We start from the raw sequence: 23251 nt of genomic DNA, 5'->3' as shown, positions 1-23251 counted from the left end.
CGCGGCAAAGCCCCGCGCCCGCGCTTCGTCGAAGGAATGCAGCGCCATCGCCGCGATCATCCTGCCCGTGATCCGCGCAGGTGAAGCCTATGCGCTCGACCCCGCCATGTCGGAGGAGGCCGCGCTCGCCTATTGGTTCGGGGAGGGCAAGACGGTGTTCGTGGCGGAAGAGGACGGCGCGATCCTCGGCACCTATTATATCCGCGCCAATCAAGCGGGCGGCGGGGATCATGTCGCCAATGCGGGCTATGCGACCGCCGCCGCCGCACGGGGGAAAGGCGTCGCGCGGGCGATGGCGCTGCATTCCTTCGACGAAGCGCGGGCGCGGGGCTTTGCCGCGATGCAGTTCAATTTCGTGGTGAGCAGCAATGCCGCCGCCGTGCATCTGTGGACGGCGCTGGGCTTTGCGACGGTCGGCCGGGTGCCGGGGGCGTTCCGGCATCCGACGCTGGGGGCGGTCGATGCGCTGGTGATGCACCGACCGCTCTGACCGCCTACCCCGCGCGCGCCACCTGGAAACCAGCGAAGGACTGGCTGACCGGCATAAGTTCCAGCCGGTTGATGTTGAGGTGCGGCGGCAGTTCGGCGACCCAGAGCAGGGTCGCGGCGATATCCTCGCCCGTCATCGGGTCCGATCCCGCATAAAGCGCGTCCGACGCCGCCTGGTCGCCGCCGGTGCGGATGGTGGTGAATTCGGTCTCGACCATGCCCGGCTCGATCGAGGTGACGCGCACCCCCTTGCCATGCAGGTCGGCGCGCAGGTTGAGCGAGAATTGCTTCACGAACGCCTTGGTCCCGCCATAGACGTTGCCGCCGGTATAGGGGTAATTGGCCGCCACCGAGGACAGGTTGATGATGCCCCCGCGCCGCTCGATCAGGCGAGGCAGCAGCCGGTGGGTGATGGTGATGAGCCCGTCGATATTGGTCGCGATCATCGTCCGCCACTGGGCGAGGTCGCTGTCCTGCGCCGGCTTGGTGCCGAGCGCGAGCCCGGCATTGTTGATCAGCAGGTCGATCCCCGCGAATTCGGGCGGCAACCCCGCCAGCGCGGCGTCCAGCGCATCCTCGTCAGTGATGTCGAAGGCGAGCGGATGAAAGGCCCCGCCCAACTCCCCCGCCAACGCCTCCAGCCGGTCGGCGCGGCGGCCGGTCCCGATCACCCGCCATCCGCTGGCGACGAAGGTGCGCGCCGTCGCCGCACCGATTCCGGCGGTCGCACCGGTGACGAGGACTGTTCTGGTCATTCTGGCTTATCCCTCTTGAACTGGCCCGATGCTGCTATCCGGCACCGTCCTTCGTGCAAAGTGCTCCGGTGCAAAAGCCGCCGCCATGGCGCGATGTTCCGCCGGTTGCGGGGCGGCGAAGCCCCTCCCACATAAGCGAGGCATTCGCGGCCCGGCCGCATCATCCAGGACCCTCCATGCCCCGTCCGATCCGTATCGATTTCGTCTCCGACGTCTCCTGCCCCTGGTGCGTCATCGGCCTGCGCGGGTTGGAAACCGCGCTCGACCGGATGGGCGACGCGGTGGAGGCGGACATCCATTTCCAGCCCTTCGAGCTGAACCCGGCGATGGTTCCGGAGGGCGAGAATATCGTCGAGCATATCGGCCGCAAATATGGCGCGACGCCCGAACAGTCCGCCGCCACCCGCGCGACGATCCGCGAGCGGGCGGCCTCGGTCGGCTTCACCATGGCGATGGGCGACACGTCGCGCATCTACAACAGCTTCGACGCGCATCGGCTGCTCCACTGGGCCGGGATCGAGGGGCGACAGGCGGACCTGAAACATGCGCTGTTCGACAGCTATTTCACGCGCGGCGAGAATATCGCGGATCACGACGTGCTGGTCGCCGCCGTGACCCGCGCCGGGCTGGACGAGGACGAGGCCCGCGCGATCCTGTCCTCCGACCGCTACGCCGCCGAGGTCCGCGAGGCCGAGCGGCTGTGGCAGGGGCGCGGCATCCAATCGGTGCCCGCCATCGTTATCGACAATCGTTACCTGATCTCGGGTGGGCAACCGCCCGAAGCGTTCGAACAGGCGCTGCGCCAGATCGCCGCCGAAGCCTGAGCCAGAAAGGAAGTCCCATGGCCGACACCCGCTATGCCAAGACCGAGGAAGCCCTCGCCAAGCTGACGCCCGAACAATATTATGTGACCCAGCAGAGCGGCACCGAGCGCCCCGGCACCGGCGAATATCTCAACACCCGCGAGCCGGGCCTGTATGTCGACATCGTCTCGGGCGAGCCGCTCTTCGCCTCCGCCGACAAGTTCGATTCGCATTGCGGCTGGCCCAGCTTCACGCGGCCGATCGAGCCCGCGCATGTCAACGAGTTGCGCGACACCACCCACGGCATGGTCCGCACCGAGGTTCGCTCGGCGCATGGCGACAGCCATCTGGGCCATGTCTTCCCCGACGGTCCGCGCGATCGCGGCGGCCTGCGCTACTGCATCAACTCCGCCTCGCTGCGCTTCGTGCCGCTGGGGGAGATGGAGGCGGAAGGATATGGCGATTATATCGACCAGGTCCGCGCGGCGGAGCAGGGCTAAAGTTCCTCCCCGGTGCGGGGAGGTGGCAGGCCTGACGGAGGGGGCTTCCCCATAGGACGGCCTGTGTGGCGATCCCCCTCCACCAGCTTCGCTGGCCCCCCTCCCCGTGCCGGGGAGGATTGACGTTTACGGCACCTTTTGCCCTTCGGATCGTTTGCCATCCGCAACGATAAGCTACGGGAAAAGGGGGTTAAGGCGATGGTGATGATCTGGGGCTGGGCACCATTGCTGCTCGCCGCACCCCTCTCGCCGCAGCAGACCACCGACCCCGTTCCCACCGCCGCCCGCGTCACACCCGATGCCGCCGCCGGCGATACGCAGCGCACCCCCACCCGCCGCCGGGCCGTACGCCCGTCGGACAGCGCCCCCTCGGCGATCACCGCCGACACCCGGCGGACGCCGCCGCCCGGGATCATCGGCGACTGGCACAAGATCCGCACCCGGCTGAACGATCGCGGGATCACCGTCACCGCGCGCTATGCCTCGGAAAGCGCCGCCAACCTCACCGGCGGCCGCAAGACGTTGTTGCGCGAGACGGGGCAGTTCGATGCGGGCGCGCTGTTCGATCTGGAGAAGGTCTTCGGGTTGAAGGGCGGCGCGTTCCAGGCCACCCTCACCTATCGGCGCGGCCGCAATCTCAGCGACGATGCCGCGCTCGGCACGCTGCAACAGGTGCAGGAGGTCTATGGACGCGGCCAGACGCTGCGCCTGACCCAGTTCTGGTACGAGCAGCGGCTGGGCGAGCGGTTCGAGCTGAAACTCGGCCGCACCAATCCGGGCGAGGATTTCGCCATCTTCTCCTGCCACTTCATGAACTTGAGCTTCTGCGGCGCGCAACCGGGCAATCTGGTCGGCGATTACTGGCAGAACTGGCCGGTCAGCCAATGGGGCGCGCGGCTGCGCTACGAACCGCGCGACGATTTATATGTCCAGGGCGCGGTCTATGAGATCAATCCGCGCAACCTGGATACCGATTTCTTCATCGGCCATTTCAAGGGCGCAACCGGCGTGCTCGTCCCTGCCGAGATCGGCTGGATCCGCAAGGCCAGTGCAGGCAAGATCGGGTCGTACAAGCTGGGCGGCTGGGTCGCGACGGCGGATGCGGCGGACGTCTTCCTCGACATCAACCGCAGACCCGTAGCGATCACCGGCCTGGCGCCGCTGGAGCGGAGCAGCCGCTACGGCGTGTACGTCAATATCCAGCAGCAGCTGACCGGCGAGACCAAGGACGGCAAGGCGGAGAACGGGCTCAGCGTCTTCCTCAACGCGACCCAGGCCGACCGGGCGACCAGCGTCACCGACAACCAGGTCGCCGCCGGGCTGTTCTACAAGGGGCTGGTCCCCGCCGTGCCGGGCGACGTACTCGGCATCGGTGTGGCGCGGACCCATGTGAACGGTCGCGTGGCGGACGGCCAGCGGCTCGATCCCACCCGTCCGGCGGTGCAGGGCTCCGAATATGCGGCGGAGGTCTATTACAGCATCCACCCCGCCGAATGGCTGGAGATGCGGCCCAACGTCCAGTTCGTCCATCACCCCGGCGGCTATTCGCAAGCCGACGACGTCACCATATTGGGGATGAAGGCCGCCTTCACCCTGTAGCGCCCCCGATTCACGACCCGTTCAATAGACCCGACGCATGACGGACGGGCCAAAGGAGTTTGATATGATCCGTTCGATTGTGGCGTCCGCCCTGTTGGCGCCGACCGCCATGGCGATGGTCGCCGCCCCCCTCCCCGCGCTGGCCCAGGCCGGGGGCGACCTGGCGGCGGTGCAGCGTCACCTGCAGTCGGTGCAGACGATGACCGCCGATTTCACCCAGACCGACCGGGCGGGCAAGGTGCTGACCGGCACGCTGACCATGAAGAAGCCGGGCAAGATCCGCTTCCAATATGAAAAGGGCGTGCCGCTGCTGATCGTCGCGGATGGCGGCAGCCTGTGGTTCCTCGATTATTCGGTCGGGCAGAAGCAGCGCTGGCCGATCAAGAACTCGCCGCTGGGCGTGCTGCTCGATCCCAGCCGCGATATCGGCCGCTATGCCAAGGTCGTGCCCAGCGCCGATTCGCGGCTGGTCTCGGTCGAGGCGAACGATCCCAAGCATCCCGAATATGGCAAGATCACCCTGGTCTTCGCCCGCGATCCCGCCGCGCCGGGCGGGCTGATGATGCAGGGCTGGGTCGCGCTGGACAGTCAGAACAACCGGACCACCATCCGCCTGTCCAATCAGCGATTCGGGGTGCCGGTGGACGACAAAGCGTTCCGATTCAACGATCCCCGGAGGGGACCGACGCGAAACTGAACGCTGGCGGGCTATTTCATTCATCCGAGCGACAGGTTCGCTGCCCTATCAGGGGGTTGCGGTTGAGGGGCCTTCGAGATTCCCCCCTGTTGCTCGGACGAGCACCCTCATCCCGCCTGCGTGACGAACGCTAGGTCGGCCCTCGCTCCATGCCCCCGGAGCGGGGGCCTTTCCGTTTGAAAAACGGGTCATCCCAGCGAAAGGCTGGGATCTCTCGCGGCCAAAATCCTTCGAGGCGAAAGGCCCCAGCCTTCGCTGGGGCGACGGAGAGGGATCGTCGGGGCGATGCGGGCGGCATGGGTAATCTTGTCTCGCCCCCGGCCCACCGCTACATCGGCAGCCGTGAAAATCGCCTCCTGGAACATCAACTCGGTGCGTTTCCGCGCCGCCATCGTCGAGCAATTCCTGACGGAAGCCGCGCCCGACATATTATGTCTTCAGGAGACGAAGGTCGTCGACGATGACTTCCCCTTCGACCTGTTCCGGTCGCTGGGGTACGATCACATCATCATCCATGGCCAGCGGATGCACCACGGCGTCGCCATCGCCTCGCGCGTGCCCATCACCGAGGACGACCGTCTGGACTGGCAGGCCAATGCCGAGGCGCGGCATGTCGGTATCCGATTGCCCAACGGCGTGCGGCTGGAGAATGTCTATATCCCAGCGGGCGGCGATGTGCCCGATCGCGAGGTGAATCCGAAATTCGGCCAGAAACTCGATTTCCTCGGCCGGATGATCGACTGGTCGGGCAAGCTCGACTGCCCGACGATCCTGACCGGCGACTTCAACATCGCCCCGCTCGAATCGGACGTGTGGAGCCACAAGCAGTTGCTCGACGTGGTCAGCCACACCCCCATCGAGGTGGAGACGCTGGCCAAGCTCCAGGCGTCGAACGACTGGGTCGATCTGGGCCGCCACTTCATCCCCGCGCCCGAGCGGCTCTATACCTGGTGGAGCTACCGCGCGAAGGACTGGGCGGCGTCGGATCGCGGGCGGCGGCTCGACCATATGTGGGCGACCCGCGACGTCGTCGCAAAGGCGGTGTCGCATCAGGTGTTCGAGGGGTGCCGGAGCTGGCTCAAGCCCTCCGACCATATCCCGATCATGACGGAATTCGATTTTTGAGCACCGATGCCAAGGCCGCCGCGCGTGCGATCGATGCGCTGCGCCGAGGCTGGCCGATCGCGATCGAGGGACAGGCGCTGCTCGCGGTCGAGACGGCGGACCCGCTGCGCCTCGCCGCCTTCGATCCCGAAGGCCATGCGCCCGTGCTCATCTCGGCGGGGCGCGCCGCGACGTTGAAGCTGACCAACCAGTTGGAGGCCGCAGACCCGGATGCCGCCGTGCTGGTCGAGCGCGCGCCCTGGGTCGACTTCGCCGCCGCGACCGCGCTGGCCGATCCGCAATTCGACCTGGCGACCCCGCTGAAAGGGCCGTTCCGCGCCCTCCCTTTGCCCGATCCGGCCGTCGCGGCGGCGGCGATCCGGTTCGCGCGGATCGCCGGGATGCTCCCCGCCTTCTTCGTCGGTGGCGAAGGGGTAGAGGCGGAGATCAGCCTCGCCGACATCGCCGCGCACGAGAATGCCGAGGCGCTCGCCATCGCCACCCGTGCGCGCCTGCCCGTCGCGGGGGCCGAGGATGCGGAGATCGTCGCCTTCCGCTCGCCCCATGCAGCGGGCGAGCATGTCGCGCTCCTCATCGGCCAGCCGAACGGACAGCCGCCGCTGGTTCGCCTGCACAGCGAATGCCTGACCGGCGATGTGCTGGGCAGCCTGAAATGCGATTGCGGGCCGCAGCTTCACGCCGCGATCCATGCCATCGCGGAATCGGGCTGGGGCATATTGCTCTATCTGCGGCAGGAGGGGCGCGGGATCGGCCTGGTCAACAAGCTGCGCGCCTATCAGCTTCAGGATCAGGGGTTCGATACGGTCGACGCCAATACCCGGCTGGGCTTCGCGATCGATGCGCGCGATTTCGGCGTGGCGGCGCGGATGCTGCGGTTGCTGGGGCAGGACAAGGTACGGTTGCTGACCAACAATCCGGCCAAGGTCGCGGGGCTGAACGCCGCAGGGGTACAAGTGGTCGAACGGGTCGCGCACAGCCTGCCGCCCAATCCGCACAACGAACGCTATCTGGCGACCAAGCGGGATCGGACCGGGCACCAGCTCTGACGCAATACCCCGCACCCCGTTCGCACTGAGCGAAGTCGACGTGCACGTCCCGCGCTCCGCCGGGAATCCCGCGGCCTTCGACTTCGCTCAGGCTGAACGGAGGGTAGGAATTAGAACGGGATGACATGGAGTCGACCCGAACTGAGCCCCTCCCCTTCAGGGGAGGGGTTGGGGTGGGGCATCGCCCCAAGCATCGCGTTTGTGGAAGCGCCCCACCCCCGGCCCCTCCCCTGAAGGGGAGGGGGATCAACCTGATGTCATCCCGATCTAAAACCCCAGTTCCCGCCGCACATCCTCATAATCCTGCGCGATCGCGGCCACGCCGATCTCCCGCAGCCGTTGGTCATGCCCCACCGCGCAGTGCGTCCCCATGCACATGCCGATGACGTGACCCCCGCTCGCCACGGCGCCGGTCGCGCCGACGGGGGAGTCCTCCAGGATCGCGCAATCCTCGATCCGCACGCCCAACCGATCCGCCGCGTAGAGATACAGGTCCGGCGCAGGCTTGCCCCGCTCCACATGTTCGCGTCCGCTATAGATATGCTCGCCGAACGCCTCGCGCAGGCCCAGATGGCGCAGGTGCCGGTCGATCCACACGGTCGGGCTGGACGACACCACCGCCTTGGGGAAATCGACGGGCAGCGAGCGGACGAAGTCGACCGCGCCGACGATCGCCGCGACGCCCTCTTCCATCGCACGGACATCCTCGTCGCGACGCGCGGCGTAGAATGCCTCGGGCAGCACCTGGCCGATCCGCCCCTCGATCGTGACGACGAAATCCTTGCCCGCCAGCCCCATATAATGGTGCATCGCCTCTTCCGGCGTATGCGGATGGCCGTTGGCGGTCAGCCATTCGGCGAGATGCCGATTGCCCTCATATTCGCTGTCGATCAGGACGCCGTCGAAATCGAACAATAAGGCTGCGAAGCGGCTCATGCGCGGGCTCCGAACAGCGCGCTGCCGACCCGGACGTGACTCGCGCCCAGCATCGCGGCGACCTCATAATCGTCCGACATGCCCATGCTCAGCTTGGTCAGCCCCAGGTCGCGCGCCATCTTGGCGAGCAATGCGAAATAGGGGGCGGCGTCCACCCCGTGCGGGGGAATCGCCATCAGGCCGATGATCGGCAGGCCCGCCGCGCGCGCCTGCTCCAGCATCGCCGGTGCCTCGGCGATGGCGCAGCCGCCTTTCTGTTCCTCCTCGCCGATATTGACCTGAAGGAAGCAATCGGGACGCCGCCCGCTCTTGGCCATCGCTTCAGCCAGCGCGGCGATCAGCGACGGGCGGTCGACGGTATGGATCACATCGAACAACGCCACCGCGTCCGCCGCCTTGTTCGACTGCAACTGGCCGATCAGATGCAGTTCGACGCCCGCATATGCCTCTTGGAGAGCGGGCCATTTGGCCGCTGCCTCCTGCACCCGATTCTCGCCGAACACCCGGTGCCCGGCGTCGAGCAGCGGGCGGATCGTGTCGGCGTCATGGGTCTTGGACACCGCGATCAGGGTCGGGGCGGCATGATCCCCCAGCCCGGCGGCACGGGCGAGTTGGTCGGAGACGGTGGAAAGGCGGGAAACGCTGTCGTCGGTCATGCCCCGCGCTATAGTCGGGAGGATGGCCGACCGATACCCCGTGACATGGCTGATGACCGACGAACGGCTGGGGGACGGGCTGTGGCGCGCCTTGCGGGCGCTGCCGCCGGGTTCGGGAGTCGTGTTTCGTCACCACGCCACGCCCCCGGCCGAGCGCCGTGCGATCCATCGCCGGGTCTGGCGGATCGCCCGCGCACGGCGGCTTATCCTGCTGGTCGCGGGCGGCGGGCTGGCCGGCGACGGCGTGCATAAATGGGGTCGGGGATCGGGTCTGCGAAGCTGGCCCGCGCACAGTCAGGCCGAGGCGATGGCGGGACAGCGGGCCGGGGCCGATCTGTTGTTCGTATCGCCGCTCTTCCCGACGCGCTCGCATCCCGGTGCGCCCAGCCTGGGGGCTGCCCGGGCGGCAAGGATCGGACGTGGACTGGGCCTGCCGCGAATCGCGCTGGGCGGCATGACGGCGGAGCGCTTTCGCCGGTTACGCGGACGATTCGATGGCTGGGCCGCGATCGATGCATGGGGTGGAGCCCCACCCCGTCATCCCAGCGAAGGCTTAGATCTCCCGTGTTGATCCCAGCGGCTGGTGTTCGCGAACGGGGTTGGATTGGCGAAAAGAAGTGCGCCTTCCCATCGCGCCGGGGATCACGGCGAAAGATCCCAGCCTTCGCTGGGATGACGTTGGGGCGCTGATAGTCGGTTCAACCGAACCGCATCACACGGCGATCAGAAGCGGAAGGCCGTACCCAGATAGACCGCCTGGCTGTTCCGGCGATCGTCGTCCAGACGCGCCAGCCGCTCGCGGTCCGAGCGATAGCGGACGCCCGCCGTCACATCGAGGTTGCGGGTCAGCGAATAGGAGCTGCTCATGTCGAGCGAATAGCTGGACGGCATATCGACCAGCTTGTTCACACCCTCGATCGGGCGATCCGCCGAGGCTTTCACCCGACCGGTGAAGCGATTCGCGGTATAGCTGACCGCCACATCGGCGGTCTCGCGGCTGCCCGGCAGGCCCGCCAGATCGACGCGCGCCATGTCGCCGGACACCGCCAGCCGCTTCCAGCCCACCGCGACACCCAGATTATAGGAGATCGGGGCCAGCCCCACCGTCGGCGCGATGTTGGCGGCGACCCGGTCGTCGCTGGTCCGGCTGGTCCGTGCGCGCACCGCCACGGTGACCGGACGATTGGCCCCGCGCTGGCTTTCCGCCGGGGTGAAGCGCAGATCGCCCGCGTCCAGCCCGCTGCGGGCGAAGATCGCCGCGAGTCGGGGATCCGCCGCCGCCGGGGTGAAGCCCCCACGCCCCATCAGGCTGAGGCTGCGCTTGGGGGCCCGGCCATTCTGGTCCACCGCACCGATGGCGGGCGCGACCAGCGCAGTCGTGGCGGCGAGCGCCCCGATTGCGATTCCGATCACCACACGCCCGAACGACACGGTCCACCCCTTTTATAAGACCTCTTTGATACATCGCCTCTAACATGGAATCGATCGTGAGCGATCCCATTGTTACGCTGCCATAGGCGAATCTTGTCCGACTGTTGCGCATCCTCCACAGGTTCGGTCCGCCCCGTGATTCGCCGGAATGCTTGCCGGGGTGGCGGGGCCCCTGTAGAGGCGATAGGCAACCCTTATTCCCCGTTCTTCATCGCAGTCAGGATAATGCCGATGCTTCGCCGTTCCGCCACCGCGTTCGCGGTTATCGCCGCCCTGTCGCTCGGCGCCTGTGCCGGCAAGAAGGCCCGCCCGCAGGGTGATCTGGCCGCGTCGAAGGTGACGACGATCGGCGTGAATTCCTATCTGTGGCGCGCCAGCCTCGACACGCTCAGCTTCATGCCGCTGGCCGAGACCGATTCCAACGGCGGCGTGATCGTCACCGACTGGTACGTCAACCCGCAGACGCCGACCGAGCGGATGAAGGTGACCGTCACCATCCTCGACCAGGATCTGCGCGCCGATGCGCTGCGCGTGACCGCCCTTCGCGAGATCAATCGCGGCGGCCAGTGGGTGGAAGCCCCCGTTCAGGCCGCGACGATCCAGAAGCTGGAAGACATCATCCTCACCAAGGCGCGCGACCTGCGCCGTGCCTCGATCACGCAGTAAAAGACGAGATAAATGGCCTCGCGTTTCAACGCCCTGAAATCGGATTCGACCTGGCAGCGGATCTGGGAGGAGCGGCGCACCTTCGCCGCCGACGATCACAGCCCCAAGCCCCGCAGCTATGTCCTTGAGATGTTTCCCTATCCATCGGGGCGCATCCATATGGGGCACGTCCGCAACTATACGATGGGCGACGTGCTGGCGCGCTATCGGCGGATGATCGGGCATGAGGTGCTCCACCCGATGGGCTGGGATGCGTTCGGCATGCCCGCCGAGAATGCCGCAATGGAAAAGGGCGTCCATCCGGGCGGCTGGACCCGCGACAATATCGCGACGATGAAGGCGCAGTTGAAGCGGCTGGGCTTCGCGCTCGACTGGACGCGCGAGATCGCGACCTGCGAGCCCGATTATTACGGGCATGAGCAGGCGCTGTTCCTCGACCTGTACGCAAGCGGCCTGGTCTATCGCAAGGAATCGGCGGTCAATTGGGATCCGGTCGACATGACCGTGCTGGCCAATGAGCAGGTGATCGACGGGCGCGGCTGGCGCTCGGGCGCGCTGGTCGAGAAGCGCAAGCTGAACCAGTGGTTCCTGAAGATCACCGACTTCGCCGACGAATTGCTGGAGGGTCTCACCAGTCTGGAGCATTGGCCCGACAAGGTGAAGCTGATGCAGGAGAACTGGATCGGCCGCAGCCAGGGGCTCCAGTTCCGGTTCGCGCCGGTTGCGCCTTTTGCGACGCCCATCGAGGTCTATTCGACCCGCCCGGACACGATCTTCGGCGCAAGCTTCGTCGCGATCGCGGCGGATCATCCGATCGCCCGCGAACTGGCCAAGTTGAATCCCGACGCTGCCGCTTTCATCGAACGCTGCAAGGCGGGCGGCACGACCGCGGCCGAGCTGGAAACCCAGGAGAAGCTGGGCTTCGACACCGGCTATCGGATGCAGCATCCAATGGACGCCGGCACCACCCTGCCCGTCTATATCGCGAACTTCGTGCTGATGGATTATGGCACGGGCGCGGTGATGGGTGTGCCCGCACATGACCAGCGCGACCTCGACTTCGCGCGGAAATATGGCCTGAGCGTCACCCGCGTCGTCGCCGATGGCGATGTGACTGCGCCGGTGTTCGAGGGCGACACCGCCTATACTGGCACCGGGCGTCTGGTGAACTCGGGCCCGCTCGATGGGCTGGATGTGGAGGCCGCCAAGGCCGCCGTCATCGCCCGTGCCGAGAGCGAAGGCTGGGGCCAAGGCCAGACGGTCTACCGCCTGCGCGACTGGGGCGTCAGCCGCCAGCGTTACTGGGGTACGCCGATCCCGATCATCCACTGCGAGGATTGCGGCGCGGTGCCGGTGCCCAAGGACCAGCTGCCGGTCACCTTGCCCGAGGACGTCACGTTCGACGTGCCCGGCAATCCGCTCGACCGGCATGCCACCTGGAAGCATGTCGACTGCCCGAATTGCGGCAAACCTGCCCGGCGCGAGACCGACACGCTCGATACCTTTGTCGATTCGTCCTGGTATTTCATCCGCTTCGCCAGCCAGCCCAAGGATCGCCCCTTCGATCCCGAAGTCGTCAAGAAGTGGCTGCCGGTCGGGCAATATATCGGCGGCGTCGAGCATGCGATCCTGCATCTTCTCTATGCGCGCTTCTGGACCCGCGCCCTCAAGCATATCGGCCTGATCGACGTGGCGGAGCCCTTTGCGGGCCTGTTCACGCAAGGCATGGTCACGCACGAGAGCTACAAGTCGTCGGACGGCCGCTGGCTGGCCCCCGGCGAGATTCGCGACGGCATCGAGATCGCGACCGGACAGCCGATCACCGTCGGCCGCGTCGAGAAGATGTCCAAGTCCAAGAAGAACACCGTCGATCCCGAACCCATCGTGGATCAGTACGGCGCGGACGCGGTACGCTGGTTCATGCTGTCCGACAGCCCGCCCGAGCGCGACCTGCCCTGGTCGGAATCGGGCATCGAGGGCTCCTGGCGCTTCGTCCAGCGCCTGTGGCGTCTGTTCGACGCTTCGGACGCGGCCGAGGGCGAGGACAAACCGCTCTCGCGTAAGCTGCACCAGACCATCGCGGGCGTCGCGGCGGATATCGAAGCCCTCGCCTTCAACAAGGCGGTCGCCAAGCTGTACGAGCTGGTCAACGCCATCGAAAAGGCCAAGCCTTCGGCCGCCCGCAACGAGGCGATCCGCACCACCATGCTGCTGGTCGCACCGATGGTCCCGCATCTGGCCGAGGAAGCCTGGGCGGGGATGGGGCAAGAAGGTCTGATCGCCGACGCCGCCTGGCCGGTCGTGGACGAAAGCCTGCTGGTCGAGGACGAAGTCACCGTCGCGGTGCAGGTCAACGGCAAGCTGCGCGACACGCTGACCGTCGCCAAGGGGCTGCCCAAGGACCAGTTGGAAGCCACCGCGCTGGCATCGGACAAGATCGTCCGGGCGCTGGACGGTGCGACCCCGAAAAAGGTGATCGTGGTGCCCGACCGTCTGGTAAACATCGTCGCATGACCCGCGCCCTTCCCCTGATCGCCGCCGGTCTGGCCCTGACTTTGGGTTTGTCGGGCTGTGGGCTGCACCCGCTTTACGCGGGCGGCGGCTCCGGCCCGGTCGCGGTCGCTCTGTCGCAGATCGAGGTCGCGCCGATTCAGGGGAAGGCGGGCTGGCTCATGGCCAATGCGCTGAACGACCGGCTGGGCGGCAAGAGCGGGACCGCGCGCTATCGGCTCGACGTGAAGCTGGACGACCAGATTCGGGGCCTCGGCGTACGGCGCGACGACTCGGTGGTACGTGAGCGGCGTATCCTGCGCGCGCGCTACCAACTGGTCGACCAGACGAGCAACGCGGTGCTGGTCGACTCGACCGCCGGGTCGGATGCCGGGATCGACGTGGTCCGCTCGGAATATGCTACCATCGCCGCCGAGAACACCGCGCTGGAACGGCTGTCGGTGATCGTCGCGGACGAGATCGTCGCGCGGCTCGCCACCTATGCCCGGTCGCGCCCGGGTGAGGCGATGGCACCCGCCCGGCCGTGAAGGCGCCCCTGCCTTGAAAGCCAACGCCAACCAGATCCGCCAGGCGCTGAGCCGCCCATCCGCCGATATCCGCCTCTATCTGCTCCACGGTCCCGACGAGGCGGGGGCGAGCGAACTGGCGCGCCTGCTGGCGAACGCAATGGGACAGGATGCCGAGCGAATTGACCTGGATTCGGCGACGCTGAAAAGCGATCCCGCCCGCCTGACCGACGAAGCGGCCTCCATGTCGCTCTTCGGCGGCCCCCGCCATATCCGCATCTCGAGCGTGGGTGAGGAAGGACTGGCCGCCTTCACTGCGCTGCTGGAGGCCGAGTCGGCAGGCAATCCGGTCGTTGCCATCGCCCCCTCGATCAAGACGACCGCCAAGATCGTCAAGCTCGCGCTCGATTCGCCACGCGCCATGGCGTTCGGCTGCTACGCCCCCACCGCCGCCGATGCCGAGCGGCTGGCGACCACCATTGCCGGGGAATTGGGCCTGCGCTTGGCCGCCGGTATCCCGACGCGACTGGTCGAGGCCGCCGCCGCCGATCGTTCGGTCCTGGCCCGCGAGTTGGAGAAGCTGTCCCTTTATCTCGATTCGGCCCCTGACCGCCCGCGTGAGGTCGATCACGCCGCCCTGGATGCCATCGGTGCCGATCTGGGCGAGGTGGAGATGAGCGACGCGGTGGAGGCTGTAGTGGAGGGCCGTGTCGACGATCTGGGCGGTGAATTGGCGCTGCTGGACGAGGGCGGTGCCTCACCGATCCCCTGGCTGCGGGCGCTCGCCCGGCGGCTGGTGGCGCTCGCCGAGATGCGCGCCGATATCGATGCAGGCGAGCCGGTCGAGGCAGTAATGAAGCGTCACCGTGTCTTCTTCCGCGACGAAGCGCGCACGGCGCGGGCGCTGCGGCGTTGGACCCCGGCGATGTTGGCACGTGCGCTGGCGCGGATTCGGGCGGCGGAGCGAGCGGTGATGGCACCGGGCAATGCCGGGGCGGTGCTGGCGGAATCCGAGGCGACGGTCATCGCGCAGGGGATTGCTCGGCGGGGTTAGGGATTCCCTTGGGCTTCGACTTCGCTCAGCCTGAACGGGGTTGGGGGATATTTGGTTTCAATTCCGACAGCCGTTCAGGCTGAGCGAAGTCGAAGCCCACGCCCCTCCCCCTCAGAAATCAAAAGCGAGCTGCGCCTGCCTGCGAAACAGACCGGCGTCCCGCTTTCAAATCCCCTCACCGGTCAGCCGCTGGCACACCATGTCGAGCTGATCGAGCGTCGAGTAGCTGAGGGTGATCGTCCCCCCCTTCTCGCCATGCGCGATCCGCACCGACAGGCCGAGCAGATCGGCCAATTGCCCCTCCAGCGCCGCGATATCGGCATCGGCGGCATCCTGGCCCGAAGGCTTGCTCGCCCCCTTCTCGCCCGTTGCGCCCTTGCGACCACCGCCCTTGGCTTCGCGGGTCAGCTTCTCGGTTTCGCGAACGCTCAAGCCGCGCGCGATCACCTGATCGGCCAGCGATTCCACGTCATCCGCGCCCAGCAACGCACGGGCATGGCCCATCGACAGCGCGCCGCTGACGACCTGCGACTGCACCGTGTCAGGGAGTTCGAGCAGGCGGAGCAGATTGGCGACATGGCTGCGCGATTTGTGGACGATCTTGGCCAGCGCCTCCTGGGTATGGCCGAATTCACCGGCCAACCGCTGATAGGCCTGCGCCTCTTCGATGGCGTTCAAATCCTGGCGCTGAATATTCTCGATCAGCGCGACTTCGAGCGTCTGCGCGTCGTCGAAATCCCGGACGACGACCGGCACCTCGTGCAGCCGTGCCCGCTGCGCCGCCCGCCAGCGCCGCTCGCCCGCGACGATCTGATAATCCTTGCCGTGCGGACGAACGACGATCGGCTGGATCAGCCCGCGCGCCGCGATCGAGGCGGCGAGCTCGTCGAGCGCCGCTTCCTCGAAATGACGGCGCGGCTGGTCCGGATGCGGTTGCAGCGATCCGACCGGCAGCATCCGCACGCCACCCGGCGTCGGCTGATCACCGGGCCGGATCGGCGCCTCCCGCGCGATATCGCCGAGCAGTGCGCCCAGACCGCGCCCGAGACCCGGACGTGGACGCTTGGCCGTCGTCTCCCCGCTCATGCCGCCGCCGCTCCCGGCTGGGTGCCGAGCGGCAGGCGGGCGATCAATTCCCGCGCCAGCGCGATATAGGCCAGACTGCCGACGCAGCGATGATCATAGATCAGCGCGGGCAGTCCATGGCTGGGCGCTTCCGACAGCCGGACATTGCGCGGTATCACCGTATCGAACACGACCCCTCCCAAAACGGCGCGCACGTCCGCCGACACCTGGTCGGTCAGCCGGTTGCGCCGGTCATACATCGTCAATGCCACGCCCAGGATCGCGAGGCCCGGATTGAACCGCGCCCGAATCCGCTCGACCGTGGTCAGAAGCTGCGACAGCCCCTCCAGCGCGAAGAATTCGCATTGCAGCGGCACGAACAGCGAATCGGACGCGACCATCGCATTGATCGTCAGCAGCCCCAGCGAAGGCGGACAGTCGATCAGGACGATGTCCCAATTCCCCTGCGTCCGCCGCATCGCATGGTCCAGCCGGTGCGTTCGGTTCTCGAAATCGACCAGTTCCAGCTCGGCCCCCGACAGATCGACCGTGGCGGGTACGATGTCCAGCCGAGGCACCTGCGTATGCACCACCGCATCGTCGATCCGCGCCTCGCCGAGCAGGACGTGATAGCTGGAGAAAAGCCGCTGGCTGTTGGGAATCCCCAGCCCGGTCGAGGCGTTGCCCTGCGGATCGAGGTCGATCAACAGGACGTGCAGCCCCGTCGCCGCCAGGGCGGTAGCGAGGTTGATGGCGCTGGTGGTCTTGCCCACCCCACCCTTCTGGTTCGCGATGGCAACGCAGATCATCGGGCCCCTACTCGGTCGAGGATCACGATCGACGATTCCGCCGAGGTGATGCTATGTTCCACGTGAAACACGAAGCGCCATTGCCGCTTGAGGGTCTTGATCTCGCGCTCGTCCAGGCGGCCGCGCGGGAGCAGCCACCGCGTATCCTGTTTGCCGCAGTGAGCCGCCGCGCGCAAAAGATTTTCGACTGTCGCCACCGCACGAGCAGAAATAATATCGGCCTTCACGTCGACGGCCTCGATCTTGGAGGCATGGACGGACACGCGATCGGCGATCCCCATCTTGTCGGCGCAGTCACGAAGGAAGTCCGCCCGCCGCTTGCGCGGTTCGACCAGCGCCATACGCCCGGGCCAGGCGAGCGCCACGACCATGCCGGGAAAGCCCCCCCCGGTTCCGATATCCACCCACTGCCCATCCGCACGATCGGCAAGCGGGATCAACTGCACCGAGTCGAGCGCATGTCGCGCCCAGATGGTCGGGATGGTCGATGGCGCGATCAGATTCTGCTGGTCATTCTCTACCACCACCAGGCTGAGGAAATGATCGATCCGCTCGGCGGCTTCTTCCCCGAAACGCTGGACGACCCAGTCGCGGGCCTGGTCTTCGGTCATGCCGCCATCTTTCGTGCGTGAAGGAGCACCGCCGACAGTGCGGCGGGAGTGATGCCGCGAATGCGCGATGCGGCCGCCAAGGTCGCAGGCCGCGCCAGACTCAACCGGTCGATCATCTCCTGCGACAGGCCGGGGATGGCGGCATAGTCCAAGGAGGCCGGGAGCAGGATTCGCTCATCGGCCCGAAGCCGTGCGACTTCCTCCGCCTGTCGCTCCACATAGGGGGCGTAGCGCGCATCCTCCAGCGTCTCGGCGATCACGGCGGGATCGCATCCCTCCGCTGCATGGGGCGCGACATGCGCCAGCGTGACGCCATCGAAACGCAGCCATTCATAGGCCGAACGGCGCGCGCCATCCTGCGCGATCGTCGCCCCGCTCCGCGCCAGATCGGAGGCGGTACGGACCACCGCCAGCCGTTCGCGCAACACCGTCTGCTCCGCCTGCCGCCGCCGCCGATGCGCCAGCCGTTCGGGCGACAGACAGCCCGCCGCCTCGGCGATATCGCCCAGCCGCGTCTCCGCATTGTCGGCGCGGAGAGACAGGCGATATTCCGCACGCGCGGTCAACATGCGATAGGGCTCGGTCACACCCTGCAACACCAGATCGTCGATCATCACGCCCAGATAGCTGGATGCGCGGTCGAGGATCACCGGCTCAAGGTCACAGGCATGCGCCGCCGCGTTGAGCCCGGCGATCAGCCCCTGCCCCGCCGCTTCCTCATAGCCGGTCGTGCCGTTGATCTGCCCCGCGCAGAACACCCCCTCGATCGCCCCCAGCGCCAGCCGGGCATCGAGCGCACGTGGATCGATATGGTCATATTCCACCGCATAGCCGGGCAGCGTGATCACCGCCCGCCCCAGCCCCGGCATGGAGGCGATCATTGCCGTCTGGACATCGGTCGGCAGCGAGGTCGACAGGCCGTTCGGATAGACCAAGGGATCGTCCAACCCCTCCGGCTCCAGGAAAATCTGATGGCTATCGCGGTCGGCGAAGCGCTTGATCTTGTCCTCGATCGACGGGCAGTAGCGCGGCCCGTTCGCTTCGATCGCGCCGGTGAACAGCGGCGAACGGTGGAAGGCTGCCGCGATGATCGCATGGGTTTCTTCGGTCGTCCGGGTGATCGCGCAGGCGATCTGCGGCAACGGTCGTGCCGCCGTCATCGGCGACATGGTCCAGGGATCGAGGTCGCTGGGCTGCTCGTCCAGCTTCGCCCAGTCGATGGTCCGGCCGTCGAGACGCGGTGGCGTGCCCGTCTTCATCCGCGCCATGGGCAGGTTTAGCGCGCGTAGCTGTTCCGCCATGCGCGTCGCCGCGCGTTCGCCGATCCGGCCGCCCAGATGCCGCTCATCTCCCCGGAACAGTCGCCCGCCCAGGAAGGTCCCGGTTGCCAGCACCACTGCACGGGCCGACAGGGCAGTGCCGTCCCCCAGTTGCACACCCGCCACCCGGTCGCCGTCGAGGATCAAAGCTTCGGCCTCGCCCTCCACGATGGTGAGATTCGGTTGTGCCGCCAGCATCGCCTGGATCGCCCCGGCATAGCGCCGCCGGTCGGCCTGGACGCGCGGGCCCTGCACCGCCGTACCCTTGCTGCGGTTGAGCATCCGATAATGGATCGCGCCTTGGTCCGCCGCTCGCCCGATCAGCCCGTCAAAGGCGTCGACCTCGCGCACGATATGGCCCTTCCCCAACCCGCCGATTGCCGGATTGCAGGACATGGCGCCCAGGCCATGACGATCGAAAGACAAAAGGGCCGTCCGCGCACCCCGGCGCGCCGCCGCCGCAGCGGCCTCGGTTCCCGCGTGACCGCCACCGATCACTACGACATCAAACATGCCCCCGCCCTACCGGAAGCGTGGGTCAGCGTCAAAGTGATCCGTCGAGCGACGTTCCACGTGGAACAATCATTTGCCCAGGCAGAAGCGTCCAAACAGGGCATCCAGCATCGTCTCGGTCGCGCTGACGCCCAGCACTTCGGCAAGGGCCTGTCGGGCAACGCGCAGCTCTTCGGCCATCAACAGCACGTCATCGGTCGGCGCCGCGATCAGCGCATTGGCCGCGCGTCGGCATTGCTCCTGCTGGTGCCGCTTGAAGCCGATGGCGTCCTCGCGAGGCAGAAGTCCTGTTGCGGCACCCGCAATCGCATTCCACACTGCCGCCACACTCGCCGGGTCGTCCCGGCGAACCGCCAGCCGCCGCCCCTCTGGCAAAGCTTCCCGCCCCGGCAGATCGGCCCGGGTATGGAGCCAGATCGCATCCGCGCGCGGCGCCGGAGTGTCCGCCATCCACAACAGGATATCGGCCTGGAGGATCGCCTCCTGCGCACGGGTAACGCCGATCGCCTCGATCACATCGTCGGTATCCTCGGCCAGCCCGGCGGTGTCGGTCAGCACATAGGCCACCCCGCCCCGCAACACGCTCGCCTCGATCCGGTCGCGCGTCGTCCCCGCGATCGGCGAGACGATCGCCGCCTCGCGCTCGACCAGCAGATTGAGCAGGGTCGACTTGCCGCTGTTTGGCGGCCCCGCCAGCACCACGCGAACGCCGTCATGCAGCCGATCGACCGGCGGGCGTTCCACCACCTCCAACATGGCGATGGCGAGGACGTGCATCGCCTCCTTGATCCGCGCGACCGCCGCCGTATCGAGCGGCACGTCATCTTCTTCGGCGAAATCGAGCATCGCCTCGATCATCGCGGACAGGCCGGCCAGCCGGTCCATCCAGCCGCGTACTTCCTGGCTCACCCGCCCCTCGACCGCCGCGATCGCCGCGCGGCGCTGCCGCTCGGTCTGCGCTTCGAGCAGATCGGCCAGCCCCTCGGCTTCCGCCAGGTCGATCCGACCGCTGAGCAAGGCCCGCCGGGTGAACTCCCCCGGCTCGGCACGACGGATGCCGGGAAGAGCGGCCAGTGCCCCCTCCACCGCCGCGACCACCGCGCGGCCGCCATGGCAATGCAGCTCGACCAGATCCTCGCCAGTCGCCGTCGCCGGTCCGGGGAAACGCAGGAGCAACGCCGAATCCAGCACTGCGCCGCCTGCGTCCTTCAACGTCCGCAGGCTCGCCCGACGTGGCTCGGGCAAGCGCCCGCCCAGCCGCTCGGCCGCCGCAAAGGCCGCCGGGCCGCTCACCCGGATCACCGCGATGGCGGCGGGCGGCTGTCCGCTGGAGACGGCGAAGATCGTGTCGGTCATCAAGAGGTCAGCCCTTCTGCCCCTCGAACATCCGGCGCCACATCGCCATGCTCGCTTCGCCCATGGGCGCCCAGTTGCGCATCATCGCCTCGATCATCTCGGGCTTGACCCCCGACTGCATGGTGTCGAGCATCATCTGGACATAGCGTTCATGGATCGGCGTCAGGTCGGGCAGGCCCATGGCGCGGCGCGCCTCTTCGGGCGTGCATTCGATTTCCACATTCACTTTCATCGGCCATTCTCCTCGCGCGACCAACTGAGGCATAAGGCGTTATCGTCGCGACGACCACAGGAGACCAGCATGACCGGAACCAAGACCATCGCCGCTGCGGGCGGCGAGGCCTCGTTCAACGCCTATTATGCCGAACCGGAGGGCACGCCCGCCGCCGCGATCATCGTCATCCAAGAGATTTTCGGCGTGAATGCGGGCATCCGCCGCAAATGCGACACGCTGGCCGAGGCGGGCTATCTGGCCGTCGCCCCCGACCTTTTCCACAAGATCGCGCCCGGCATCGAACTCGACCCCGATGTCCCCAACGAGATGCGGCAGGCGCTCGACCTGATGGGCCAGTTCGACCAGGACGGCGGCATTCGCGATATCGAGGCGACGATCCGCGCCATCCGCGACGAGCATGGTGCGAATTTCAAGGTCGGCGTGGTCGGCTATTGCCTGGGTGGGCGGCTGGCCTTCATGACTGCCGCGCGGACCGATGTGGATGCCAGCGTCGGCTATTATGGCGTCGGCATCGACGGCCTGCTGGGCGAGAAGCATGCCATCGCCAAGCCGGTCCTGCTCCACATCCCGGAGGCGGATCACTTCGTCGACAAGGATGCGCAGAAGCGGATGCATGAGGGGCTGGACGACCACCCCAAGGTCACGCTGTACGATTATCCCGGCGAGGATCACGGCTTTGCCGCGGAGTTCGGTCAGCGTCGCTCGGAGGAGTCGGCGAAGCTGGCGGACGGGCGCACCATGGCGTTCTTTGCGGAGCATCTCCGCTAAAGCAGTACCGCCCTCACCCTTCCCACCCGCTATGCGGGCGGGCCCCTTCCCTCTCCCAGCGGGAGAGGGAGGGAGGCGCGTAGCGCCGGAAGGGTGAGGGCAGTTCTCGGCCGTTACGCCTTGGCCAGCGCCTCGGCGATCAGCTTGCGGCTGTTGTCCACACCATAAAGCGCGATGAAGCTGCCCATGCGCGGCCCCTGTGCGGAACCCAGCAACGTTTCGTACAGCGCCTTGAACCAGTCGCGCAGCGACGGGAAGGCGTCGGTCTTGCCGATCTCATAGACGATGTTCTGGATGTCCTCGGCGCTCGCACCGGCAGGCAGCGCGGCCAGTTGCGTATCGAGCTGGCGCAGCGCCTCCGCCTCATGCGGCTCGGGCGCGCGACGCTGGAGCGTCGGGGCGACGAAATCGCGCGCATAGGCCAGCGCATGGTCGATCAGCCGATCGAGCTCCGGGTACTTCTCCGCCGATGCTTCCGGCACATAATTGGCAAGATAACCCCAGACCTGCGCCTTGGTCGCCTCACCCATCACCCCGACCAGGTTGAGCAGCAGGCCGAACGTCACCGGCAGCTCACCCTGGGGCAGCTTGCCATCATGGATATGATGCACCGGATTGCCCAGCTGCTCCTTGAGCGTCTGGTTCGGATAGTTGGTGCGGAACTGCCAATATTCGTCCACCGCGCGCGGGATGACGCCCATGTGCAGCTGCTTGGCCTTTTTCGGCTCGCGATAGGCGAAGAAGGCCAGGCTCTCCTCGGGCCCATAGGTCAGCCACTGATCGAGGCTGAGACCATTGCCCTTGGACTTGGATATCTTCTCGCCATGCTCGTCGAGGAACATCTCGTAGTTGAAGCCCTCGGGCGGACGGCCGCCGAGCACGCGCGCGATCTTCGACGACTGGGTGACCGAGTCGATCAGGTCCTTGCCCGCCATCTCATAATCGACGCCCAGCGCGACCCAGCGCATCGCCCAGTCGACCTTCCATTGCAGCTTAGACAACCCGCCCAATGCCGATTGGACGATCCGTTCGCCTTCGTCCTCGAACGCGATCAGCCCGGCTTCGGCGTCTACCACCTCGACCGGCACCTGAAGGACGACGCCCGACTTGGGGCTGATCGGCAGGACGGGCGAATAGGTGGCGCGACGCTCGGCGCGAAGGGTTGGAAGCATCACATCCTGGATGCCCTGAAAATGCTTCAGCACCAGTCGAAGCGCGTCGTCGAACCGGCCGGAGGTATAATACTCCGTCGATGAGGCGAATTCGTAATCGAAGCCATAGCGATCAAGAAACTGCCGCAGCATCGCATTGTTGTGCGCGGCAAAGCTGTCGAACTTCTCAAACGGATCGGGCACCTGGGTCAGCGGCTTGCCCAGATGTTCGCGCAGCATCTCCTGGTTCGGCACATTGTCCGGCACCTTACGCAGGCCGTCCATATCGTCCGAAAAGGCGATCAGCCGGGTCTTTTGGTCCGACAGCGCATGGAAAGCGTTGCGGACCATGGTCGTGCGCAGCACTTCGTTGAACGTGCCGATATGCGGCAGTCCCGAGGGGCCATAGCCGGTTTCTAACAGGATCGGCTCGCCGCCCGGCTTGCCATCGGGATAGCGTTTGAGGAGCTTGCGAGCTTCCTCATAGGGCCAAGCCTTGGACTCGAGAGCGGTGGAGCGGAGTTCGTCTGTCATGCTTTTGCCTCTGACAAGACGGGAAGCGATGCACAAATGCATTTTGCATCACTCACCCCTTATCCATGAGTTGCTCCCACTTTCTTCGGCATTCATGCACAGTTTTATCCACAGGT

24 protein-coding genes are annotated in these 23251 nt (G+C 66.7%); 13 read left to right on the top strand and 11 right to left on the bottom strand.

What is annotated here, in order from left to right:
* Positions 1-490, top strand: a 490-nt coding sequence (locus OXQ33_RS15780; RefSeq protein WP_267435633.1) for a GNAT family N-acetyltransferase, incomplete at its 5' end; no start/stop codon positions are given.
* 4 nt (positions 491-494) lie between these two features.
* Here OXQ33_RS15780 and OXQ33_RS15775 read toward each other — a convergent pair.
* Positions 495-1244: an SDR family NAD(P)-dependent oxidoreductase gene (locus tag OXQ33_RS15775; protein WP_267435632.1), complete on the bottom strand. Its 750-nt coding sequence runs from the start codon at positions 1242-1244 to the stop codon at positions 495-497.
* A 176-nt stretch (positions 1245-1420) separates the two neighbouring features.
* Here OXQ33_RS15775 and OXQ33_RS15770 point away from each other — a divergent pair, with 176 nt between their 5' ends.
* The 6 genes from OXQ33_RS15770 to ribA all read left to right on the top strand — a co-directional run bounded on the left by OXQ33_RS15770 (position 1421) and on the right by ribA (position 7014).
* Positions 1421-2068: a DsbA family oxidoreductase gene (locus OXQ33_RS15770; protein WP_267435631.1), complete on the top strand. Its 648-nt coding sequence runs from the start codon at positions 1421-1423 to the stop codon at positions 2066-2068.
* 17 nt (positions 2069-2085) lie between these two features.
* A complete protein-coding gene (gene msrB / locus OXQ33_RS15765; protein WP_267435630.1) occupies positions 2086-2547 on the top strand; it encodes a peptide-methionine (R)-S-oxide reductase MsrB in 462 nt (153 codons plus the stop codon).
* Positions 2548-2745: 198 nt separating this feature from the next.
* On the top strand, positions 2746-4146 hold the full coding sequence (locus tag OXQ33_RS15760) for a carbohydrate porin (RefSeq protein WP_267435629.1): 1401 nt from the start codon (positions 2746-2748) through the stop codon (positions 4144-4146).
* Positions 4147-4210: 64 nt separating this feature from the next.
* On the top strand, positions 4211-4843 hold the full coding sequence (locus OXQ33_RS15755) for an outer membrane lipoprotein carrier protein LolA (protein WP_267435628.1): 633 nt from the start codon (positions 4211-4213) through the stop codon (positions 4841-4843).
* A 285-nt stretch (positions 4844-5128) separates the two neighbouring features.
* Positions 5129-5968: an exodeoxyribonuclease III gene (locus OXQ33_RS15750; protein ID WP_267435627.1), complete on the top strand. Its 840-nt coding sequence runs from the start codon at positions 5129-5131 to the stop codon at positions 5966-5968.
* Positions 5965-7014 (top strand): GTP cyclohydrolase II, encoded by a 1050-nt coding sequence (ribA, locus tag OXQ33_RS15745; RefSeq protein ID WP_267435626.1) that lies wholly within the window; start codon positions 5965-5967, stop codon positions 7012-7014. Before OXQ33_RS15750 ends, ribA begins: the two co-directional genes overlap by 4 nt.
* Positions 7015-7281: 267 nt before the next feature.
* Here ribA and OXQ33_RS15740 read toward each other — a convergent pair whose 3' ends face one another.
* Positions 7282-7950: an HAD family phosphatase gene (locus OXQ33_RS15740; RefSeq protein WP_267435625.1), complete on the bottom strand. Its 669-nt coding sequence runs from the start codon at positions 7948-7950 to the stop codon at positions 7282-7284.
* A complete protein-coding gene (locus tag OXQ33_RS15735) occupies positions 7947-8606 on the bottom strand; it encodes a YggS family pyridoxal phosphate-dependent enzyme (protein ID WP_267435624.1) in 660 nt (219 codons plus the stop codon). The genes OXQ33_RS15740 and OXQ33_RS15735 overlap by 4 nt, the downstream gene beginning before the upstream one ends.
* Positions 8607-8628: 22 nt before the next feature.
* On the opposite strand from OXQ33_RS15735, the gene OXQ33_RS15730 reads away from it, so the two are divergent.
* Positions 8629-9177, top strand: coding sequence for a thiamine phosphate synthase (locus tag OXQ33_RS15730; protein WP_267435623.1), 549 nt, complete (start codon positions 8629-8631; stop codon positions 9175-9177).
* Positions 9178-9329: 152 nt separating this feature from the next.
* Here OXQ33_RS15730 and OXQ33_RS15725 read toward each other — a convergent pair whose 3' ends face one another.
* Positions 9330-10037, bottom strand: a complete 708-nt coding sequence (locus OXQ33_RS15725) for a hypothetical protein (protein WP_267435622.1) — start codon at positions 10035-10037, stop codon at positions 9330-9332.
* A gap of 231 nt (positions 10038-10268) precedes the next feature.
* On the opposite strand from OXQ33_RS15725, the gene OXQ33_RS15720 reads away from it, so the two are divergent.
* The 4 genes from OXQ33_RS15720 to holA are packed head-to-tail and all read left to right on the top strand — an operon-like array spanning position 10269 to position 14774.
* Positions 10269-10703, top strand: a complete 435-nt coding sequence (locus tag OXQ33_RS15720) for a DUF3576 domain-containing protein (protein ID WP_267435621.1) — start codon at positions 10269-10271, stop codon at positions 10701-10703.
* A gap of 12 nt (positions 10704-10715) precedes the next feature.
* Positions 10716-13217: a leucine--tRNA ligase gene (leuS, locus tag OXQ33_RS15715; RefSeq protein ID WP_267435620.1), complete on the top strand. Its 2502-nt coding sequence runs from the start codon at positions 10716-10718 to the stop codon at positions 13215-13217.
* A complete protein-coding gene (gene lptE / locus OXQ33_RS15710; protein ID WP_267435619.1) occupies positions 13214-13741 on the top strand; it encodes an LPS assembly lipoprotein LptE in 528 nt (175 codons plus the stop codon). Before leuS ends, lptE begins: the two co-directional genes overlap by 4 nt.
* Before the next feature lie 13 nt (positions 13742-13754).
* Positions 13755-14774, top strand: a complete 1020-nt coding sequence (gene holA, locus OXQ33_RS15705) for a DNA polymerase III subunit delta (protein ID WP_267435618.1) — start codon at positions 13755-13757, stop codon at positions 14772-14774.
* A 165-nt stretch (positions 14775-14939) separates the two neighbouring features.
* Here holA and OXQ33_RS15700 read toward each other — a convergent pair whose 3' ends face one another.
* From OXQ33_RS15700 to OXQ33_RS15675, 6 genes are all read right to left on the bottom strand, one after another.
* Entirely contained in the window at positions 14940-15860 is a 921-nt protein-coding gene (locus OXQ33_RS15700; RefSeq protein WP_267435617.1) for a ParB/RepB/Spo0J family partition protein, read from the bottom strand.
* The gene (locus OXQ33_RS15695) at positions 15857-16648 is read right to left on the bottom strand and encodes an AAA family ATPase (RefSeq protein WP_267435616.1); all 792 of its coding nucleotides are present in this window, start codon (positions 16646-16648) and stop codon (positions 15857-15859) included. Before OXQ33_RS15695 ends, OXQ33_RS15700 begins: the two co-directional genes overlap by 4 nt.
* Complete coding sequence (gene rsmG / locus OXQ33_RS15690; RefSeq protein ID WP_267435615.1) at positions 16645-17259, bottom strand: 16S rRNA (guanine(527)-N(7))-methyltransferase RsmG; 615 nt, start codon at positions 17257-17259, stop codon at positions 16645-16647. The genes OXQ33_RS15695 and rsmG overlap by 4 nt, the downstream gene beginning before the upstream one ends.
* Positions 17256-19091, bottom strand: coding sequence for a tRNA uridine-5-carboxymethylaminomethyl(34) synthesis enzyme MnmG (gene mnmG, locus OXQ33_RS15685; RefSeq protein ID WP_267435614.1), 1836 nt, complete (start codon positions 19089-19091; stop codon positions 17256-17258). Before mnmG ends, rsmG begins: the two co-directional genes overlap by 4 nt.
* A 69-nt stretch (positions 19092-19160) precedes the next feature.
* On the bottom strand, positions 19161-20447 hold the full coding sequence (gene mnmE / locus OXQ33_RS15680; protein WP_267435613.1) for a tRNA uridine-5-carboxymethylaminomethyl(34) synthesis GTPase MnmE: 1287 nt from the start codon (positions 20445-20447) through the stop codon (positions 19161-19163).
* Between the two features lie 7 nt (positions 20448-20454).
* Positions 20455-20679: a DUF6489 family protein gene (locus OXQ33_RS15675; RefSeq protein WP_267435612.1), complete on the bottom strand. Its 225-nt coding sequence runs from the start codon at positions 20677-20679 to the stop codon at positions 20455-20457.
* Positions 20680-20748: 69 nt separating this feature from the next.
* Between OXQ33_RS15675 and OXQ33_RS15670 the strand changes: the two genes are divergently transcribed.
* Positions 20749-21450: a dienelactone hydrolase family protein gene (locus OXQ33_RS15670; RefSeq protein ID WP_267435611.1), complete on the top strand. Its 702-nt coding sequence runs from the start codon at positions 20749-20751 to the stop codon at positions 21448-21450.
* A 113-nt stretch (positions 21451-21563) separates the two neighbouring features.
* Here the strand turns inward: OXQ33_RS15670 and OXQ33_RS15665 are convergent, their stop codons facing one another.
* On the bottom strand, positions 21564-23135 hold the full coding sequence (locus tag OXQ33_RS15665) for a lysine--tRNA ligase (protein ID WP_267435610.1): 1572 nt from the start codon (positions 23133-23135) through the stop codon (positions 21564-21566).
* Between the last annotated feature and the right edge of the window lie 116 nt (positions 23136-23251).

Source organism: Sphingomonas sp. GM_Shp_1, assembly GCF_026540895.1.
In the GTDB taxonomy this organism is placed as follows: domain Bacteria; phylum Pseudomonadota; class Alphaproteobacteria; order Sphingomonadales; family Sphingomonadaceae; genus Sphingomonas.
This window is presented reverse-complemented; position numbering and strand designations above follow the sequence as displayed.